This window comes from Alloalcanivorax sp. C16-2, from assembly GCF_046507615.1.
GTDB classification, from domain to species: Bacteria; Pseudomonadota; Gammaproteobacteria; order Pseudomonadales; family Alcanivoracaceae; genus Alloalcanivorax; species Alloalcanivorax marinus_A.
In genome coordinates, this window is sequence record NZ_JBKFTL010000004.1 from 174,860 (window position 1) to 193,978 (window position 19,119).

Below are 19,119 nucleotides of genomic sequence, written 5' to 3' on the forward strand. Positions count from 1 at the left end.
TTTTATGCGGTTTGTTCGGGGACGGTCGTCGGCGTCGGCAGGAAGAAGCGGTCGTACAGCTGATAAGAAAGCAGGGCCTTGGTGATGGCATGCTGGCGATTACGGGCACGCAGCTTGTGGCAGGCCCGCTGGATATGGCTGGACACGGTGCGTTCACTGATACCAAGCGCCGCGCCGATCTCGGCGTTGCAAAACCCCTCACTGGCACCGCGCAAACAGGCCCGTTCACGATCACTGAGCGGTTCCTCGGGGCGCTCGTCGGGCTCGGCGGCATCGGCAAGAAAACGCCCGACCCGCTCCAGCAACACCCGGCCGAGCAAGGTGGCGCAGGGCAGGTAAGTCCGGATATGCAGCCAGGCCTGGTCGTCATCACGGTCCATCGCCAGATCCAGCCAGGCCAGTTCACCGGGACCATTCAAAAGCGGCACCGTGCAGCCCGCCCGTAGCCCAAGGGCGGCACGGCGACGCATGGTGACCCGATAGGCCCGTTCCTGGAAATCCGCGCGCATCATCAACGCCCGCCAATCGATCGGCAGCGCCCCTTGGGTGGCGTACCGGGCCAGCGGGTCGTTGTCCACCGGCCAGTCTGGTGAGATCGGGTTCAGGGAGAGGTTATGCAGCGTGAACAGACCCGCGCCCCCCAGCGACTGCCCCCGCCAGGTGAACACGTAATGTCGGAAGCCGTGCGCTTCCATCAGATAGCTTAAACCGGCCCGCAACCGGCCCGGAGTGGTGATCCGGGCCAGGGACAGTATCTGGCCGGCGGTATCCTGTTCGTAGAACATCCGTGTTCCCCCTTCCTTTCTTATCGTTAATAAAACGCACCCCTGCGCGGGACGGCGTATTCGCAGTTACAACATGCTGCGGCGCTCCGCCTCGGTGAGTTCGGCGCTTTGCCGTTCGTCCAGGGCGCCGGCGCCCAGCACCCGCACCGCGCCATCGGGCCGGTAGTCCGTGGCACCGGCGCTGCGATCCTGTTCAGGCACCAGCCGCTCCTCGCCGTAGCCGAGGATCTCCACGGTGATCACCGAGGGCCGGTCGCCGCGGTTGCCACGGCTCACCTGCTCCGCCGCCTGCACCGCGCTGTTGGCGGCGTTGGTGGCGTTGGTGAGGGCCCCCACATTGACCCGCGCCACCGCCGGCAGGCCACTGGACTCGCCTTGCACCTGGATGTTTTCCGCATTGACCACTTGCAGGGCGGCGATGTTCACATTGCCGGATACCCGAATACCCGCCTCGCCGGCGTCGATCACCCCAAGCGGCGCGATCAGGTCGATATCGCCGGGCGGCACTTCCGGGATGGGGGCCAGCGTGGCGATACCGGCACCGGTGGTCGGCGCCACCGGCGACAGGCTCACATTGCCCAGGCCGTCGTAGACCCGGCGCGGCGGCGTGTACACCAGGGTGGTTTTGGCGCCACGGCCGGCGTTGATGTCGCCGGCGGCGGACCAGGCGAAGATGTCGCCGCCGTAGGTGGTGAAGATGCGCGACAGCCCCAGGGCGATATCGCCCTGGCTGTAGAGCTGAATATCGCCCCGGCCCTGGGTAAGGATGCCGTTGTCGCCGCCCTCCGGGCGCACGCCGTCCACGCCCACGATCAGATCGCCGCCGGGCACCAGCATTTGGATATCGCCGCCACCCTCGGTGCGCACCAGGCCGGAATATTCACCGGTGGAGAACATGGTGTAATCACCTTGGTAGCCGGAGGTGCCCGCCTCGCTGTCCACCTTGGGCAGGAAGGTAGAGATAACACGACGGCCGCGCAGGTAGCTGCCGCTGCGGTCACCATCAGCATCGTTGTATTCCCGACCGCCGGCGCGCAGTTCCGCATAGTAGAGCTCGCGCAGGAAGATGCGTTGCTGTTCCGGCGACAGCGCCTCGAAATACGCCAGCGCGGTGGTACCTTCCAGGGCGGCATCACCGTATCGGTCTTCCAGCCAAGAGCTCAGCTCCTGGTCATAGACCTTGACCACCTTGTCCGGCTGGTCCGCCAACGGCCGGCCCGGATCGGCCAGGTTGGCCGGGTTCAGGTAGGCGCCGATCAGCGCCTGATAATCCGGGCCGTCCGCGCCCATGCCCACGTTGATGGCAATGTCCGCGCCGCTGCCGATATCGCCGGAAAGGCCCGCCATGCTGCGCACCCAGCCCCGATCCGCCTGGTAGAAGTTACGGCCGGCGGTCACTTCCAGGGTGCCGGGGCCCACGGCAGCGGCATCAACGTAAATCAAATCCCGACCGGCCTCGATCAAGGAGACATCCGTATCGGCGTTGTGCCCGAAAGCCACGGCGCGACGGTGTTGCCCATTGAAAGCAGAATCAATGGTCTGGCCCAAACCCACGATATCGCGACCGGCACGAATCCAAGCCGGCCGGCCCAGCAGCCCCGAGCTTCCTGTGGACGGCAAGGTTCCATAGCCCAGGTTGTAGATATCGCCGTCTACCGCGTAGAAGCGGGTCGGCGCCAAACCAGAAACGCCGTCGGCATCTTCATGCGCCTCGACCCCCAAACCTAAGCGGTAAATGGAATCCGCGGCGAGCACCTCCACCCCCCCATCCAATGAAGGACGCACTTGAATGCTATCCCCCGAGTTACTCGTCCCGTAAATAGAGCCTTCGGACGCCACCAGACTGAGAGTGGAGGGAGCCTCGATACCCGTCGTGCTTAACGTTATGTCCCCGCCCGCCGCGAAAACCGAGGTTTTTGTCCGGTCGGTCCATAGCCCGGCGCCCGGCAGACCGGCGGTCGGGTCCAGGGTCCGGAATACCGCGTCCCCCACGCTCAACAGACGAGCCGCGCCATCACCCTGTGTCACTGAAAGAAGGCCGTAGGCGTTAACACGGGCCCTGGTGATCAGATCGTCCGGCCGAGGATCAGAGTTGCTGCCTGGCACCTGAAACGTCTGCCAGGTCTGCCCGATGGCGCCGGCCCGCACCCGGATATCACCACGCAGATTGGCCACGTTACTTCTCGTACCGTCCCGCAAAGGATTGATCGCCCCGGCGCTGACGCGAAGCTCGCCACCCCCGGTTTGCCGGACGGTACCGTCCGCGTCACGCCAACCGCTGGCGCCCACCACCAGGTTCAGAGCCCCCACCGGTGTGGCGTCGGCACCAATAAAGGCGTAGGTGCCAAGCTGCTCGCCGGCGGACACCGACAGATTGCCGCCACCCAAGGCCCCGATGCCCTGGAACGTGGAGAATTTGGCCCTGGAGGTACTGTTTTTGCTATAGGTGCCCGGATGAATCCACCAGGCGTCCAAGGCGCCGTCGGCGGAGGCGCCCTGAGTCCAAAGCCAGTCCGACGCTGGCAGATCGCCACTCAAATCGCCGCTGGTATAGCCATGGAGGTTACGACCGGCCTGTACCAACACCTCGCCACCACCGGTCAGGAAACCGGCCTGCACATCGGTAACCGCCTCGGAATCCTGATATTCGGCATAGCTCGCTCCCAGCTCTCCCCCGTCCGGGCGGGCCACGTCGGGCACCTCCCCGGACGGCAGCGCATTGCCGGCGGTGTAGACACCATAGGCGGAGTCATGCCGGTAATCCCGGGCGGCAAGCAGTTCCAGGTCCCCCTGGCCGGTGCGAATCACACTGGTGACTGGCCGCTCATCGTTGGTGATGCCCCGGAGTACCAGAGGTGCATCGGGATTATCTAGTACCAGATCTCCGGCCAGGGCGCCGGCACGCACCGCGCGCCGGCTGGCGGAGGCCAGATCGGCGCCCGCCACCATGCGGATATCCCAGGACTCCTGGCCCCGGTCCAGGACGGGTGCCAGGGCGGGTATGTCCTGCCGCACCGGTGTCGAGCTTTCCAATGAAGACAGCTGGAACCCCTTGGGCAGAGTGACGCCCGCCGGCAACTCAATCCGTCCTCTCTGGGCAACATCAACGATGACGTCGTAGGGCGTGAGGTCGGTGCCGGCGGGCAGTAGCGTGGGCTCAATGCGCCCTCCCCTGGTGAATACGAATCCGGCACCGAATCGCGTGCCGGCGGGTGCGAAAAGTATCAGATTCGTGCCCGCCGGTACCACGCCGGGCCCATAAACCACACCGGTTTGCGGGTCCCTGACCGCCGTCGGCAAGGTGATGTCGGCAGTCAGGGGGCCGATAATCAGCGTCTGGCTAATAATGACGACTTCGCGGGCCACGGACGCCCCTGGCCTGATACCCAAAGTACTGGGCATCACGTCGAAGGGCAGCGCTCCCTCCGGATCGGCGATATCCCACCCCGCCGTGAGCGCCAGGGGCTCCCGCAGCACCAGGTCTCTGAGCAGAATGTTGGAGTTATTCACTGTTCCGGGCTCGAGCTCGAAATCCAGGAAATACTCACTGTCCGGGCTGGTCAGCGGCACGCCGAAGCCGTCGCTGATATTGCCGTTCACGGTGAGATCGCCGCCGGCCCGCAGGTTGAACACGCCGGCGGTGCCGGAACCTCTTACCGCCAGGTCCACATCCGGACCGTAGCGGTAGTTCGCCAGGTCCAGATCCCCTTCCACGCGCAGGTTACCGCCCTCGGTGGCGGAGACGATCTCCACGCCGGGGCGCAACTGGAAGGTCTCGGTGGCGTCGCGCAGGCCGGCCAACCGTGCCATCAGGTCGGCATTGGCCAGCGCGCCGTTGACGAAGACCTGGCTGTCCTGGTGAATGCCGTCCATATAGGCTTCGTCGACCACCTGAGTGGTGTCGTCCTCGGCGTCCACCGGGGCATCGTCGTAGGTCCAGAAACCGTTCACCGCCAGTCGCTTGGCACCGCGCACGGTGAGCGGGCCGCCGGCGTCCACCGCCACGTCGTCGCCCTGGCTGCCGCCCAGACGGGGGGCATTCAGGTTGATCACGCCACGAGCCTCGCCGCCGGCGCTCACGTCCAGGGTGGCGCCGTCCGCCAGCACCAGGCGGCCATCCCGGGTGGTGAGGTCCAGGGTGGCCCGGTTGCTGCCCTCGATGGCGCCGCCGTGGCTGTCGCGCTTGAGCGTGTCGCCGCTGGCGTCGAGCACCGCGCCGCTCTCGATGGTCAGATCGTCACGGGCGGCCAGCCGCAGGCTGCCGGCGTGGTCGCCGCCGGCGCAAACCGTGCCGGCCACGGTGAGGCTGCCGCCATCGGCGGTCACGGACAGATGACGCGCCCGCAGTTCATCGCCGATGACCAGGTCACCGCTACCCAGGGTAAAGTCCCGGCGGTAATCGAAGCCGCCGCCGCCGAGCCGCAGGTTAAGGCCGACGAAATCGAGGATGGTCAGGCCCTCCACCTGAATCGAGCCGCCCTCGAAGCCGTTGTCCGGCTGATCCCCGGCGCGGGCGATCAGGTCACCTTCCAGAGCCACCTGCCCGTTGGCGGCGGTGGCCTTGACGGTGCCGGCGTCGCTGCCCCGGGCGGACACGTCCAGGGTCGCGCCGGCGGCCTGGCGCACATCGCCCTGGCGACTTTCCAGCACCACATCACCGCCGAAGCTGTGGCGGGTCACATCGAAGAAGGTCACTTCCCGGCCGGCCACGTCCAGGACGCTGCCCGCCGCCAGTTCCACATCTTCCTCGGCGCGGATTTCAATATGCCCGCTGGGCGCCGCCACGGTGCCGTCGATGCGCACCCGGTTGCCGTCCAGGGTGAGCCGCCCGCCCAGGTCCAGGCCGCTCCGGTCCACCGGTTCGGCGCCCTCCGGTCTGGCCACCGTCAAATCACCGCCAGCGCGGAAGGTCATGTCCGAGCGTGCCTGGCCGGTGAGCACCGGCGCGTTCAGCGTCAGGTTACCGCCCTGATAGTCACCGTCGCCGATCGTCCGCTGGTACACCGAGAGCTGGCTGGCCCGTTCACTGCTGATGCGATCCGAGGCATTGAAGGTCACGTCCGCGAAGCCCAGCATCCATCGCTCAAGGGTCAGGTTGGTCGATTCATCGGTGAGAGGCCCGTTGAATCCGAACAGCACTTCATCGGCGTCCACCTGGAAGGCCCCCGTGCCGGTGCCGGCACCGCCGTCGATTACCGGGCCCGGCTGCGCCGCCACCGGATCGGCGCCTTCCATATAACCCAGCCCGCTCCAGGTGAACCGTTCGGTGCGAATGGTGGCGGTGTCCCCGTCTCCACCCAGGCCGTAGATGGCCGGTGTGATAAAGCGCAGATCCGCGCTGGATTCGCCGGTGCCCGGGTCGAAGGTATCCAGACTGACCGGCCCGATGAAGTTAATGGAATTGGAGGCCTGGAAGCTCAGGCTTTCGATGCCGGGCCCGTCGGCCGGGCGCAGCAGACCATCAAGCACACTTTGAGTCAGCCGCCAACCGGAGGACAGCACACCGTCGGAAGCAGCCTGCGCGAGCGCCGCGTCGGTGCCCACGTTGATGTCTTCCACACCCAGCAACAGGTCCCGGGCGCCCAGGGAAATATCACCGATTTCCGCGCCGCCGGATGCCAGCAGCGCCACCGAGCCTTCCCCGAACAGCGCCGCGCCGTCCTCGACCCGCAGGCGGCCGTCGCCGCTGGCGCCGCCGAAGGTCATCAGATCATTGCCGACCACCAGCAGGGCCTGATCCTCGGCCGGAGCCAGAACAATACCGTTGGCCGCGGTCCAGCCCGCCGCCTCGAAGCCCCGGGTGTCGATGGTGGCGCCGGATTCCACCACCACGTCATCGGCACCGTTGACCTGCCCGCCCAGCACCACGGTCCCCGCGCGCAGGGTGGCGCCGGAACGCACCACCGTGGACACCCGGTAGGAATCCAGTCTGCCGTCGAATGACGGCGCGCTCACCCCCAGACCGAGAATAGTGGCGCCCAGGGCGTTGATGTCGTCGTCCACCAGGGTGATGCGGTCCCCCGCGCCCTGCCCTTTCTCGGCCACCACCTCCAGCGGTTTGCCGGTAAACGCCACCATGCCGCCGGCGCCGCCCTCGACCTGCCGGTTGCGCAGCTCCCCGTCGAAACGAAAGACCTGTTCCCCATCGTCCCGCGCGCCACCGAAATCGAAGGTCAGGCTGCGCATGTCCTCGGGAATCAGATACGGCGCCCGCGCGGCACCGAACTCCGCCTGACGGTTCAGCACCCATTGCGTCAGCGTGGTCTCATCAAAGTCGCCGTAGCGGCGTACCTGGGCGCCGGACATGATCGAGGCCCGGCGCGGCTGCCGGGCCAGCAGCCCGGTATGCGCCACCCCCAGATAAACGCTGGCATCGTACAGCCCGGGCGCGCTGCTTCGAACACCCCGGTCGAAACGCTCGGAAGCCCCGAGTTCCACCCGGTACCCACCGGGCATCAGGGCGTATTCGGCGGGCAACAGGGTATAGGTGCCCGCTGGCAGGCCAGGCACGCCGGCGCCGATGGTTATCCGCTCACCCACCCGGGCGGGCCCGGCCAGGGCCGGGTCGATCGGCGCCACATCGCCGTAGTGGCCCGGGACGATGGCATACACTTCGGCATCACTGTCGCCAGCGTGCCAGGGCGCCGCATTGGCCAGGGCGGTATCAAGAATATTCACTGAGCCCCGCTGGCCGGACCGGAATCCGATGCCCTGGAGCACGCCGCCGGCGGAGGTGTCCACCACCGCGCCTTCCCGGGCGAGGAAAGTGGCGACATCGAAGACGATGCCACCGCCGGTACGCTGCCTCTGGGCGGCGTCGGATATCGGTTCGTCAAACTCAACCTTTTCGCCATCGTAGTAGTAGTTGATGCCGTCGGTGGTGTACCCGTAGGGCAGGATCAGACCATCGGCACTGATCGAGGTGATGCTGTTTGCCCCTAGCGCCACATCCACCTGCACATTACGGACGTCATAGGGCGGGTTGGCCCCGCTTCCGAAAGCGGTGTTCACGACGTCCTTCCCCACCGAGATCAACCCCAACGGCGCCATCACCGCGCCGTTCTGTTCGATGTTCGGTGCCAGTAAATACAGCGCACCGAATACCGAAGGTGGCAGATCCGGGGTCCCCTCCCCTCGCCGCCGGATACTGAGCACGGCGTCGCCGGCGTTTTCGATGTCCGGATTGATATCACCGACTCGCAGGGCATTATTGGTACTGTGGGTAACTGGATAGAGGCGCTCGGCGATCACCTCCAGCTCGTGCTGCGCGGTCAGCACGGCGTTGTCCATCCGGATATCGCCCCGGCTGTCCAGGGTCACCCGCGCGAAGCCCGGCAAATCCACCTCCGCCTCACCGCCGCCGAGCAGCCCCCGGGTACCATGCCCGCCGAAAGCCACCGCCCCCTGGCCCAGATCGATCAGGTCCGCGCTCACCGAAAAGCGGCTGCTCTCATGGGTGGAATTCGGTGAGATATGGCCATTCTCGAACTCGAAGAACGGACCGGTGCCTTGCTGGTTGCTGCTGCCGGGGACCGTCGGCAGCTCGGTACGACCGGCCAGCCTGACGTAGGGCGCGGCCAGCGCCACCTGGATATCCCGGGTTTCCGGGGCGGCTCCGATCACGGCGGCGGACAATTCAATCTTGCCCCCCAGGTCGAGGCCGGTGTCGCCCTCGAACAGGATCGCGTCTTGGGCCCACAGCGACAGACTATCAATCCCCCAGGCCTCGATGTCCTCGCTGTCGAACCGGGCCTGGCCGAAACGCAGGGCGGAATCGTCCTTGCCGGCGGTCAGGTCCGAGGGCAGACCGGACTCAATGCCCTCGCCAACCACGATGGTACGCAACTCGGTTTGGCGTTCGTCACCGATGTTCACCGGCAACCCGATGGTTTCCAGCATCACATCCAGGCGGCCACCGGCGGCGCCATCACCGCCGCTTTCGGCACGCAGCTCACCATCGAAGTAGATCCCAGCATTGGAACGCATCGCCAGGCCACCGGCGTCGCCGGATACCGTGGTGGGTCCTTCGAGGCCCAGATCCAGGTCCGCCTGCGCGCCGGACACGTCGATGACCGCGCCATCCCGGACAATGATGAACTGATTGTTGACCGGATAAAGGCCCTCCACCTTTTCCTCAGGCAGGTTGCTGCCCAGGGTCACCTGCCCGCCATTCAGTACCTCTCCATAGCGACGGCCTCTCAGGTCGGTGCCGGTGTGAGCAACCCCGGAGACGTCCAGCAGCGCGTTCTCGCCAATCCAGACGGAACGAGCCGGTGCCGCCGCCTGCAGTTGAGCATCGCTGGACGGATTGAGAATATCGATGCGCCCGGCCCGGGCCCTCAGGGTACCGTCCACGGTGGTCTGGCCACCCCGCAGGACAATGGACTGCTCCGGGTCCACCTGGATAACCGCATCTTTGCCCACGCTAATGGCACCGGGCCGGCCCTGGCCCTCGGAACGCAGGGTGAGGCTGGCCCCGCCCCGGCGGACCACGCGTCCATCCCGCTCCGGAAGGACCTGATAAAGAGGCGGCGTCCATTTCTCCAGAGCTCCCTCGCGCGTCGCCGCACCGCTGGCTCCCATCCGGAAACGGTATACCGGCATGGTCACGTCGATGCTCGCCCCTTCGGAAACGGCCACCCCTTTATGGCCGTTGACGTCATAATGAGAAAAGCCGCGCTGAAAATCCTCGGCGGCCAGTTGCAGCACCGGCTTCACCCGCACATCGCGACTCAGCACGCTGCCCGCGGCCAGGGTTTCACCGGCGGCGAAGACCACATCGTTGGGCAGCGGCATACCCGCCGGCAGCGTTTGCTGGCTGGGCTGCACCGGAATGCCGTTGGGGAAGGCATCGGCGGGCACGATGTAATCGGCAGGCAAGGTGCCGATGGAGGCGCCCACCACATTGGTGATCACCGATCCGGCCGGCACCGTCTGATTGGAACCATAAACCGTCCCGCCGACCAGCACCCGGAAGGTGCCGGTGGCTGACTCGGGTATGGTCCAGTCCGCCGCCAGGGTCAGCGTATTGGTGGGGCTGATGGTGATGGCGCTGTTACCGAGCGCCTCGCCGGGCACGGCGACGGTGCGTTCGTACTGATAGTCGAACGGCAGGGTCTGGCCGGCGGCGATGACCACTTCCTCCAGCAAGGTCAGGTCCACCGGTGCCTTTTCACCGGCGGCGAGCAGCCCTCTGGTTTCGAAGGCATCGCCGCCCACCACCACCGCTTCCCCGGTGCGTAGCGTGAGCGTGCCGCCGCCGTCCACGCCGAAACCAAGCAGATCTCCATCCAGGGTCAGCACACCGCTCCGCGGCGTGCCGCTGTTTTCATTGACGGTGGTGGCGGCGCTCAGGGTGATGTCGCCGCCACGGCCGCCCATCAGTTCGCCGTCGGCGTCCACGGCGCCGCCGGAGGAAACATCGATGCGGCTGCCCAACTCCAGGGTGACATCCTGGCTGGACAGGACCTGGACGCGACCGCCATCGCGGTGCGCCAGGGAAGCCCGGAATGGTTCACGGCGCTGATTGCTCCACAGGCCCCGGGCATCCAGGAAGCCTTCAGCGCCCAGGCGCATCCGGGTTTCGCCGTCCGCGCCTTCCAGGGCGGTACGCACCAGGGAACCGGTGTTGTTGTACGCCTCGATAATATTGGTCAGCGTAATGTCACCGCCACGCGCGGTAACGGTGCCATCCACGTCCACCTGGCCGGAGGCCAGGCGGACGTAGCCGCCCGGGGTGACGGCCAGGTCGTTGTCCACACGGATGGCGCCGGCCGACACCAGGTCCACGCCGCCCAGACCCTGCTGGTTGAGGTGTTCGGCATCCAGCCAGACGGTGTTCAAGCGCTCGCCGAGTTCCGCGTCCCGGTCGAGCTGGTCGGCGATGGCGTCGAAGTCGCCGATGCGCACGTCGGATTCGAAGCCGCCGGCGAGTCCCTGCACGCCGTAGCGGCCGAGCAGCAGGCGGCCGCCGAGGGCGACGCTGTTCTGGGCTTGCTGGTAGCCGTCCAGGCCGGCGTCGCGGGCGCGGTCCTGGCGTTCGCCGTTGTAGACGCTGGCGTCGATATCGCCGTCAAGAACGGCGGTGGGCGCGCTGACGATGAGCTGGCCGGCGTCGCGGCCGGTGACGTAGCCGTTTTCCACCCGTTGTTCGCGGACCACCGCCGGGTTGTAGTAGCCGTCGGTCTGGCCCCAGCGTTCGCTGTGGCGCTGGTAGCCCCGGTAGACCCCGGTGTAGCGCATATAACCGGGGGCGTTGGCGGCGTTGTAGACGCGACCGTCGGCGCCCATCAGCCAGGTCTGGCGCACATAGCCGCCGGCCACGTTGAGGGTGCCGCCGGACAGGTTGACGCTGGAGCCGCTCTGGCTGATCACGGCGTCGCCGTGCAGGCGCACGGTGCCACCGGCGGCGGCCCATTCCCGGGCGGAGTGTTCGCGGGTGTCCAGGTAGCCGCTCACTTCCAGCAGGCCGCCGGCGGTGTACCAGCGGTCTTCTTCATAGCCACCGGTGCCGGCGGGTACCAGGATCAGTTCGCGGCGGTCGATCCAGATGTCCTCGTTCTTGAGGCCGTCGTCGTCCCGGTTGATGGGCGAGTCGCGCAGTTCGTTGCTTTGCACGTTCACCAGGACGTTGTTGGCTTCCATGGCCACGCGTACGCCCACGGCACCAGAGACATCCACTTCGGCACCGGTTTCCAGGCGCACCCGATCCTCGGCGGCCACGGCGATCTGGCCGCCGGTGGCCTGGGTGAGGGAGTCCTTCTCGAAGATCACGTCGCCGCCGGAGACGATCTCCACCCGGGACTGGTCACGACGGTCCGGCAGATCCGCCAGGTTGTCGAAATGGCCGTCGGTCATCTCGTCGCGGAGCAGGTCCTGGTCCGCGGATTCCTCGATAAGCTGCTGGCGGCGGCTGTCCGTGGCGGTGCCGCTGTCCTCGTCGATGAGCACGGCTGTGACGCTGTCCGCGCCCAGGGTGACGCTGCCTTCGGCGTCGCTGGCGGCATTGAGCAGGTGCACCGTGCCGCGGGCGTCCACGCTGGTGGTCGCCACGGCCACCCCTTGCTGGCGCACGTCGTGACCGGTGAGGGTGATGTCACCCTCCGGGGACAGGATCAGGCCTTCGTTGGTGACCTGCCCGGCGTCGCTGCCGATATCCAGGGAGGTGGCCACTTCGTTGCCCCGGGTGGTGGAGGCGGTGTTCTGTTCGGTGCCCTGCCCCTTGCGGATATAGAAGTCGTCACCGGCGGCCAGGGTAGTCTGGCCCCGGTCGGTGACGATCTCACCGCCGTTGTTGACGCTGCGCCCCAGGAACATGGCGTAACCGCCGCCCTGGGTGCTGGTGCCCGGCGCCCGCGTGGTGATGCGCGCGCCCGCCTGGATGTCGATGTCGCCGGCGGCATCGGTGAACACCGGCTGGGTGCCCTCCTCATCGAAGTAGATACCCCGTTCGCGGAATTGTTCGTCGCTGATGTCGGCGGCGGCGGCCACCAGGTTGCGCGCGTTGACCTGGCTGGTGCCGCTGAACACCACGCCGTTGCGGTTGGCGATCATCACCGTGCCTTCGCCCTGAATGCGCCCCTGGATCTGGCTGGGCCGGGCCTGGGGATCATTGACCCGGTTCAAGGCCGCCCAGTTGGACTGCTGCTGGAAGTCCACGGTGGTGTCGCGGCTGACGTTGAAGGTCTCCCAGTTGAGGATCGCCTTGTCGCCGGTCTGCTTCACCGTCACCGTGGTGTGGCCGTCGCTGCTCACCTGGGTGGGCGCGTCCGCGTTGTGCCAGCCGGCGGTGCCTGGATTGGTGTCCACCTTGAGGCCGCCGTCGGCAAGGCCATCGGGAATCCCCGAGGCGGCCTGCCGGGCCGCTTCCCGGGCGGCCTCCTGGGCGGCCCGTTGCGCGGCCAGGGTATTGGCGGTGCGCCGCAGGTTGTCCAGGGAATGCTTGAGCTTCTGCGCCGCGCGTTGTTCCGCCAGGGTCCGCACCCCGCCGCTGTGTCGACCGCCGGCGGTGGCGGCGGCCTGCGCCGAGGCTCGCGCCGCCGCCTTGGCGGCCATCCAGTCGGAGCCCATCACCCGCGGGCCGGCTTCCGCCAGGGTGACGGAGCCCATCGCCAGCACCACGGCCACGGCACGGGCCAGGGGTTTAACGGCGAAGGGGGCGGCGCTGGAACGGTTCGCCGGCGACGTCGACGGGGCGGCATGCTTCAGCTTCATGGATTGACTCTCTCAACGCGGACGGGAAATGCACCGGCGTTGTTTCAATGGTCGCCGGGTTACTTGGCATAGACGTTCCGGGAAGCCGCCGATTGAACCGATTTCATGGAAAATTCATAAAACCGGCGTGGCCGCGCCGTGCCACCCCGCCGGCCCGGGCACTTTTTCTTTCGCCGTGAAATATTTCCGCCACAAAAGACGGCCATAATGCGAAATTGCGCATTCATATCAGTTGTGCTTCCCGATTAATGAAAAGACTTTTGGGCCGTGGCCAGAGCCGCCGATAAACGTTGTTGGGTTGCAGCCCGCCGTGTGGGCCGGCTGATGGCGGTGGGGTTTCTGTGTTTGGGGATGGCGGCGTTCGGCGACACCGGCGAGCAAGACTTCGACCTGCCGGCGCAGCCCTTGTCCCGCGCGCTTGAGCGATTCAGCGAACAAACGGGGGTGTCGATTTTGGTAACCAGTGATCTTACCCGCGACAAACAATCCGGCGCCGTGCGCGGCCACTTCACCGCCATGGCGGCGCTGAGCGGGCTGCTCGCCGGAACCGGTCTGCGGGCCCGGCGCATCGGCGAATCCGCCCTGACCCTGGTGCGCCAGGACAACGGCGGCGAGAACGGCGACGCCCCCCCTGCCCCGGCGCGAGTGGCACCCGCCTATGCCACCGCACTGCGGCGGCACTTCAGCGAACGGCTGTGCGACCGGCTCGGCGACCAGCTTGGCCGCGTGCGGGTGGCGGTGCAGCTGTGGATTTCCCCCCGGGGCCGGGTGGAAAAAGTCCATGTGCTCGATTCCGAGGACGCGCCGCGCTGGGGCGACACCATCCGCGACGGCCTGCTGAGCAGCCAGTTGGCGCCGCCGCCCGCCGGCCAGCCCAACCCGGTGACGGTGCTGATCACGCCCTCCGACGAGGCCGCGCCCTGCGCCGGCCAGCGGGAGGGCTGACCGTGCCGGATACCCTGCATCAGCCGCTGCGGGATCTGTTCCTGCTGCGTTACGACGAACTGCGGCAACGCCTGCGCCAACGTCTGGGCTCGCCGCAACTGGCCGAGGACGCCCTGCACGAAACCTGGCTGCGCATCGAGACCCTGCGCGACGGCACCGTGGTGCGCCACCCGGCGGCCTATGTGTTCCGCATCGCCTTGAACGTGGCCGAGGAACAACGACGCAAACAGGCCCGGGTTATGAATCTGGACGAGGTGGAAGATCTCTACGCCATGGCCGACGAGATGGCCGATCCGGCCAGGGAAGCCCTTGGCGAACAGGAGATCGAGCTGTTCCGGCGCGCTCTGGCGGAACTGCCCCGGCGGCGGCGCGCCATCGTTACCGCCGCGCGGCTGGAGGATACTCCCCACGCGGACATCGCCCGGCGTCATGGCGTGTCCCTGCGGACCGTGGAAAAGGAATTGCGCGCCGGCCTGGAGTATTGTTGTCAGCGTCTGGACCGCGAGTACATTCAGCGGTTCGGCCCGAAACGGAAAGAGTCCCCGTGATCATGCATGATTCCTCCCGCGCCGGCGCCAGGGACCGCGACCGGATCCAGCGTGAAGCCCGGGAATGGCTGATTCTTCTCGAATCCGGTCGCGCCACCGCCGCCGACGGCGATGCCTTCCGGGAATGGTGCGCGCGCAGTGCGGAACACGCCCGCGCCTTCTCCCACTGCCGGCGGGTCTGGAGCGGCATGGGCGAGGCGGCGCGATCGCGGCCCGACAACGTCACGCGCCTGGAAGAGCGGCAACGGCCGGGGCTCAGCCGGCGCGCCTTTCTCGGCGGCGCCGCGGCGGCCTGCGCCGGCTGGGTAGTGATGCGCTCGCCCCTGGACCTGTGGCCCGGCGCCGAGGTGCTCACCGCCGATCTGTGGACCGCCACCGGCGAGCAACGCGAGGTGGTGCTGCCGGACACCGCCACCGTGCAACTCAACACCCGCACCCGGGTGGATCTGCAGCGCCGGGACGGCGCCGTCACCGGCCTGGTGCTGCGCGGCGGCGAAACCGAGGTGACCACGCTGCCGTACACGCCGGCCCGCTTCACGGTAAGCGCCGGCAACGGCCACGTTGAAGCCCGCGGCGCGCGCTTCAATGTGCGCTACACCGACGACCGGGTGCGGGTAACCTGCCTGATGGGGGAAATCACCGTGGCCCATGGCCGCGACCGCTCGCGGCTGCGGCCGGCCCAGCAGGTGGTCTATAACGAAACCCGTCTGACCGGGGTCACGGCGGTGGACCCGCAAAGGGTGAGCGCCTGGCGCCAGCGCATTCTGGTGTTCGATGGCACGCCGCTGGCGTCGGTGGTGGAGGAAGTGAATCGCTATCGTCCGGGCCGCATCCTGCTGCTGGACGAGGCCCTGGGCCGCACTCCGGTGCAGGCCTATCTGTCCCTGGACCGGCTGGAGGACTTCGCGGCGCTGGTCCGCGAAGTCCGGGGCGCCACCGTGCGCGACCTGCCCGGCGGCGTGTTGATCATCAGCTAGCGGCGGGCTCTCCGGCCTCGGCTTCCTGTTCCGGGGCCCGGTAATTGCGCAGATACAGCAGCAGTTCGCGCATCAACCGGTCCCACAGCTCCACGCTGGTGCGCAGGTGCCCCCGGCTGACGCCGCCGGCCACCAGCACGTCCATCTCCAGCACCAGGAAATCGCCCTGCTGACTGAGACGGCCGAACCGTTTGCTGCGGTTCCAGGTGGCCACCATGCCCTCCGGGAGTACACCATCGATGCGCAGCGCGCAGCTGAGGGTAACGTCCAGCAGGCGCTCGCCGTCCTCCACATGGGGGTTCCCGGGGCGCACCGCGAAACCCACGCCCTGGCTGGCGCTGAGCAGCTGGCGCAGGCCGTTCTGTTCGCTTTCGTTGGTGCGGTAGCCGGCTTCCTGAAGCAACTCTGCCAGGTCGCCGAGGGTCACGCTGTCGATCATCGGGGTTGCATCACTCATTGGAATCTCGCTCCTCGGATTGGGTCGGGGTCGTCTGATCCTCCGGCGCCGTCACCTCTACCTGGTTGTTGTAGAGGCGGTCGCCAAAGTCCTGGGCCCGGTTTTCGAACTCCACCCGCGCCGACGCCGCCAGCGGCTGGCGCATGCGGAACAGGCTGCCGGCGCCCAGGCTTTCGTAAGCGTCCAGGATTTCCCGGCCGGCCTTGAACAGGGCGTCGTTGCGCGCCACGCAGGTTTCCAGGGCGTCCGCCTGGGCCTGGGCGCGTTGGGCCAGTTGCCGCCGTTGCGCCTCCTTGTCGCGGGCCATTTCCAGCAGTTCGTCGTAGGCGGCGCGCACCTTCTGGTTCTGCTGGCGGCTTTCGGCGAGACGGCCACGGCTGGCCCGTTGCTGGCTCTCCAGCCGGCCCTGGCTGGCCTCGAGGCGCCCGCGCAGGGCCGCCACTTGATCCAGCGCCGCCTGACGTTCCGCTTCCGCCTGGCTGACCCGGTTCTCAAGTCGCGCCTGGTTGGAACGCAGCGTCTGCAGCTCCTGGCGGGTGTTGCGCAGTTCCGCGCGCAGCCGCTGTTCCAGGCTCTGGTCGGTCTGCGCGATGGCCGGCACGCTGAGCGCCAACAACAGGCCGGCCAGCATCAGGGCGCCGCCACGGCGTGGCGCTTTCAACGCTTTCGACGGCTCTTGTGTTTTGTTCATGACATTCCTCCCGCGCGCTCTCAGAAGCGCGCGTTGAGTTCCAGTTGCAGGACATCGATGGCCAGCGGTTGCCCGTACACCTCTTCCGCGCTCAGCCAGCGGCCACGGGCGGACAGGTCCGGGGTGAACGCATAGCTGCCGCCCAGGAAGTAGCCCTTGGCGTTGGTACCACCGAGATGGAAGGAAGAGTCATTGAAGGCGTCCGGCAGGGCGTCCGGCTCGATGTACTTATAGCCGAAGAACACCTGCCAGTTGCCGGCCCGGGCCAGGTCCAGATCATCACCAAAGGCGGCGTGCACCATCCAGGCATCGGCGCCGCTTTCCAGTTCGCCGTTGGTGTCGAAGTTGTTGAGAATCAGGCCGTCCGAGCGCTCGAACATCTCGTCCTCGTCGTAGGCCAGGTTGTGGATGTAGTTACCCGCCAGACTCAGCTCATAGTCGTTGAACAGGGGCGTGCGCCAGCGCAGGTTGATGTCGAGGAGCTGGAACTCCGACGCCAGGCCCACCAGTTGCGGCATGGCGGTGTCCGCCTCGTTGCCGGGTTCGAGAACGATGTCGCGCAGCAGGAAAACGCTGTTGCCCTTCTGCATGAAGGCCGGCGCCGACCAGTCCGAGCGACAGCTTTGGTAGCCGGCGTAGAGGGGGCACGGGGACGAACGCTGGCCCTCGATATTGTTGAAATCGTAGTAGGCCAGGGCGGCCAGGAACCGCTGGTCCTCCTGGAAGCGCCAGTCGATGCCAAGCTGGGCACCGAGCAGCCATTTGTCCTCGCTGGCTTTCTTGTTCTGTTCGTCGGACGGGAAGTCATCGGAGATGTAGCCCAGCGGGAAGGCCCCCAGGGTGCCGAAGAAGGCGCCGTGCTCCCCCACGGACACACCGTTCCAGCCCGCCGAGACGCCGTCGAAGCCCAGTTCCCCGGAGTAAAGAATGTCCGTGGACACGAAGGGGCTCTTGGCGCGGCCGGCGGTGAAGGTCCAGATCCCCGGGTGCCAGCTGATCCAGGCCCGGTCCAGCCAGATGTCCTTCTTGCTCAGGCCGCCGCCCAGGGTCTGGGTGGTGGACACCGGACTGTCGCTACTGCCGGTGGCCAGGCGCAGGCCGGTGCGCCAGTGCTTGCCCAGGTCCGCTTCCAGGCCGAAGCGCGCACGGACGCGCAGCAGGTTCTCCCGGTCCTGACGGGTATTCAACAAGGGTGGAAAGACGTTCGGGACGGAAATGTCGTACTCGGTGTCGTTCCATTCCTGATAATCGGCCACCAGGTCGCTGTTGTCGTTGGCGCGGAAGCGGGACTCGTTGCGCACCCGCACGTCACCAAACCATTCCACCCGGGACACCCATTCCGGGAAAGTGTTGGGCGCCGCCCAGTTCTCCTCCTTGGCCTGGGTGATCACCTCTTCCTTGACCTCGGCGCGGATCCCGTCGCGCACGGTTTCCGGAATATAGGGCACGCGCACGTCCCCTTCACGCACGTCCGGCTCCCGGGCTTCCTGTTCGGCCCGGGCTTCCCGGCGCGCCTGTTCCATCAAGGCCCCGGCCTGCTCCTCGGTGATCACGCCCTGTTCCACCAGCAGGCGGATCAGATGCACGGTGGTGTTGCCGGACACGGCCGGCGACGCTTGCGCCTGGTCGCCGGTCTGCGCCTGGGCGGGTCCGGCCAGGGCGACCGCGACCGCCAGGGCCAGCGCCCAGCGGTTGAATTGCCTGTTCATGCTTAAGGGCTCCTGAAAAAGATCGTGTTTGGGGCTGCCGTGTTGCTGGCCGCGAGGTCGTCGTTCATCCCGGCCGCCGTCCCTGCAGTGACATGCGCACCGGCAAGGTCAGTGACCGCGGCGGTTTCTGATCCAGCGCGTCCATGTCGCGCAGGGCGTTCACAATCCGCCGGTCCACGTCCTGGTCGCCGCTGGAGGACAGCATCTCCACCCGCGTGACCCGGCCGTCCGGGTCCAGCCAGAGATTCACCTCCACCCGATAGCTGAGGTGGCGAATGTCCCGGTTTTCGCGCAGCTTCCGCTGGAAGGCGTAGGACAGGTACTGGCCGTAGGTGGCGTTGCCCGCCGCACCGGCGCCGGAGCCGCCCATGCCACCGCCGCTGCCGGCGCCGATGCTGAAGGCGTCGTTGCCGGCCTGGGCCTCCCCGTCGATCTGCATCGCCTCGGACAGGTCCTGGGACGGCGAAGGCGGCTCTTCCGGGGTGGGTTCCTCCACCGGCGTGGGCTCCTCGGGCACTGGCTCCGGTTCCACCTTCTCCTCCGGTTCGGGCTCCGGTTCCGGCTCCGGCTGTTCCTCCGGCGGCGGCGGTGGCGGCAATGGCACGATCATGTCCTGCTTGGGCACCTGACGGCGCACTCCGGCGGTCTGATTGGCCCAGTACCAGATCAACGCGCCTACCAGGGCCACCGCCAGCACCACGCCCAGGGTGATGGCCACGGCGGTGACGCGGCGGTTGCGCGCGGCGTCCCGGCGGCTCGATTTCGGTGCTTGCTGTGGCATCTCGTTCCGGTCC

General features: G+C 67.2%; 9 protein-coding genes. 3 read left to right on the forward strand and 6 right to left on the reverse strand.

From position 1 onward, the window contains the following. Positions 1–2: 2 nt before the first annotated feature. On the reverse strand, positions 3–785 hold the full coding sequence (locus tag ACLD02_RS16120; protein ID WP_410299150.1) for a helix-turn-helix transcriptional regulator: 783 nt from the start codon (positions 783–785) through the stop codon (positions 3–5). Positions 786–851: 66 nt separating this feature from the next. After that, the gene (locus tag ACLD02_RS16125) at positions 852–12,998 is read right to left on the reverse strand and encodes a filamentous haemagglutinin family protein (protein WP_410299151.1); all 12,147 of its coding nucleotides are present in this window, start codon (positions 12,996–12,998) and stop codon (positions 852–854) included. A gap of 324 nt (positions 12,999–13,322) precedes the next feature. On the opposite strand from ACLD02_RS16125, the gene ACLD02_RS16130 reads away from it, so the two are divergent. Genes ACLD02_RS16130 through ACLD02_RS16140 form a run of 3 tightly spaced genes read left to right on the forward strand, consistent with a single transcriptional unit; the run spans position 13,323 to position 15,468 of the window. Next, positions 13,323–13,943, forward strand: a complete 621-nt coding sequence (locus ACLD02_RS16130; protein WP_203105932.1) for an STN domain-containing protein — start codon at positions 13,323–13,325, stop codon at positions 13,941–13,943. Positions 13,944–13,945: 2 nt separating this feature from the next. Then, on the forward strand, positions 13,946–14,491 hold the full coding sequence (locus tag ACLD02_RS16135; protein ID WP_256245747.1) for an RNA polymerase sigma factor: 546 nt from the start codon (positions 13,946–13,948) through the stop codon (positions 14,489–14,491). A 2-nt stretch (positions 14,492–14,493) separates the two neighbouring features. Further along, the gene (locus ACLD02_RS16140) at positions 14,494–15,468 is read left to right on the forward strand and encodes a FecR family protein (RefSeq protein WP_203105933.1); all 975 of its coding nucleotides are present in this window, start codon (positions 14,494–14,496) and stop codon (positions 15,466–15,468) included. Here the strand turns inward: ACLD02_RS16140 and ACLD02_RS16145 are convergent. From ACLD02_RS16145 to ACLD02_RS16160, 4 genes are all read right to left on the reverse strand, one after another. After that, positions 15,461–15,925, reverse strand: a complete 465-nt coding sequence (locus ACLD02_RS16145) for a YbjN domain-containing protein (protein ID WP_410299152.1) — start codon at positions 15,923–15,925, stop codon at positions 15,461–15,463. The genes ACLD02_RS16140 and ACLD02_RS16145 overlap by 8 nt on opposite strands. Further along, positions 15,918–16,616 carry a DNA repair protein gene (locus ACLD02_RS16150; RefSeq protein ID WP_203105935.1) on the reverse strand — a complete coding sequence of 233 codons (699 nt, stop codon included), beginning with the start codon at positions 16,614–16,616 and terminating at the stop codon, positions 15,918–15,920. Before ACLD02_RS16150 ends, ACLD02_RS16145 begins: the two co-directional genes overlap by 8 nt. Positions 16,617–16,636: 20 nt before the next feature. Next, complete coding sequence (locus ACLD02_RS16155) at positions 16,637–18,325, reverse strand: putative porin (RefSeq protein ID WP_410299153.1); 1,689 nt, start codon at positions 18,323–18,325, stop codon at positions 16,637–16,639. Positions 18,326–18,389: 64 nt separating this feature from the next. Continuing rightward, entirely contained in the window at positions 18,390–19,106 is a 717-nt protein-coding gene (locus ACLD02_RS16160) for an energy transducer TonB (protein WP_410299154.1), read from the reverse strand. Positions 19,107–19,119: the final 13 nt, after the last annotated feature.

What these genes read in the sequence shown, in the direction of transcription:
- ACLD02_RS16120 (WP_410299150.1), bottom strand. Translation starts at nt 785, where the DNA reads ATGTTCTACGAACAGGATACCGCCGGCCAGATACTGTCCCTGGCCCGG.
- ACLD02_RS16125 (WP_410299151.1), bottom strand. Translation starts at nt 12,998, where the DNA reads ATGAAGCTGAAGCATGCCGCCCCGTCGACGTCGCCGGCGAACCGTTCC.
- ACLD02_RS16130 (WP_203105932.1), top strand. Translation starts at nt 13,323, where the DNA reads ATGGCGGTGGGGTTTCTGTGTTTGGGGATGGCGGCGTTCGGCGACACC.
- ACLD02_RS16140 (WP_203105933.1), top strand. Translation starts at nt 14,494, where the DNA reads ATGCATGATTCCTCCCGCGCCGGCGCCAGGGACCGCGACCGGATCCAG.
- ACLD02_RS16145 (WP_410299152.1), bottom strand. Translation starts at nt 15,925, where the DNA reads ATGAGTGATGCAACCCCGATGATCGACAGCGTGACCCTCGGCGACCTG.
- ACLD02_RS16150 (WP_203105935.1), bottom strand. Translation starts at nt 16,616, where the DNA reads ATGAACAAAACACAAGAGCCGTCGAAAGCGTTGAAAGCGCCACGCCGT.
- ACLD02_RS16155 (WP_410299153.1), bottom strand. Translation starts at nt 18,325, where the DNA reads ATGAACAGGCAATTCAACCGCTGGGCGCTGGCCCTGGCGGTCGCGGTC.
- ACLD02_RS16160 (WP_410299154.1), bottom strand. Translation starts at nt 19,106, where the DNA reads ATGCCACAGCAAGCACCGAAATCGAGCCGCCGGGACGCCGCGCGCAAC.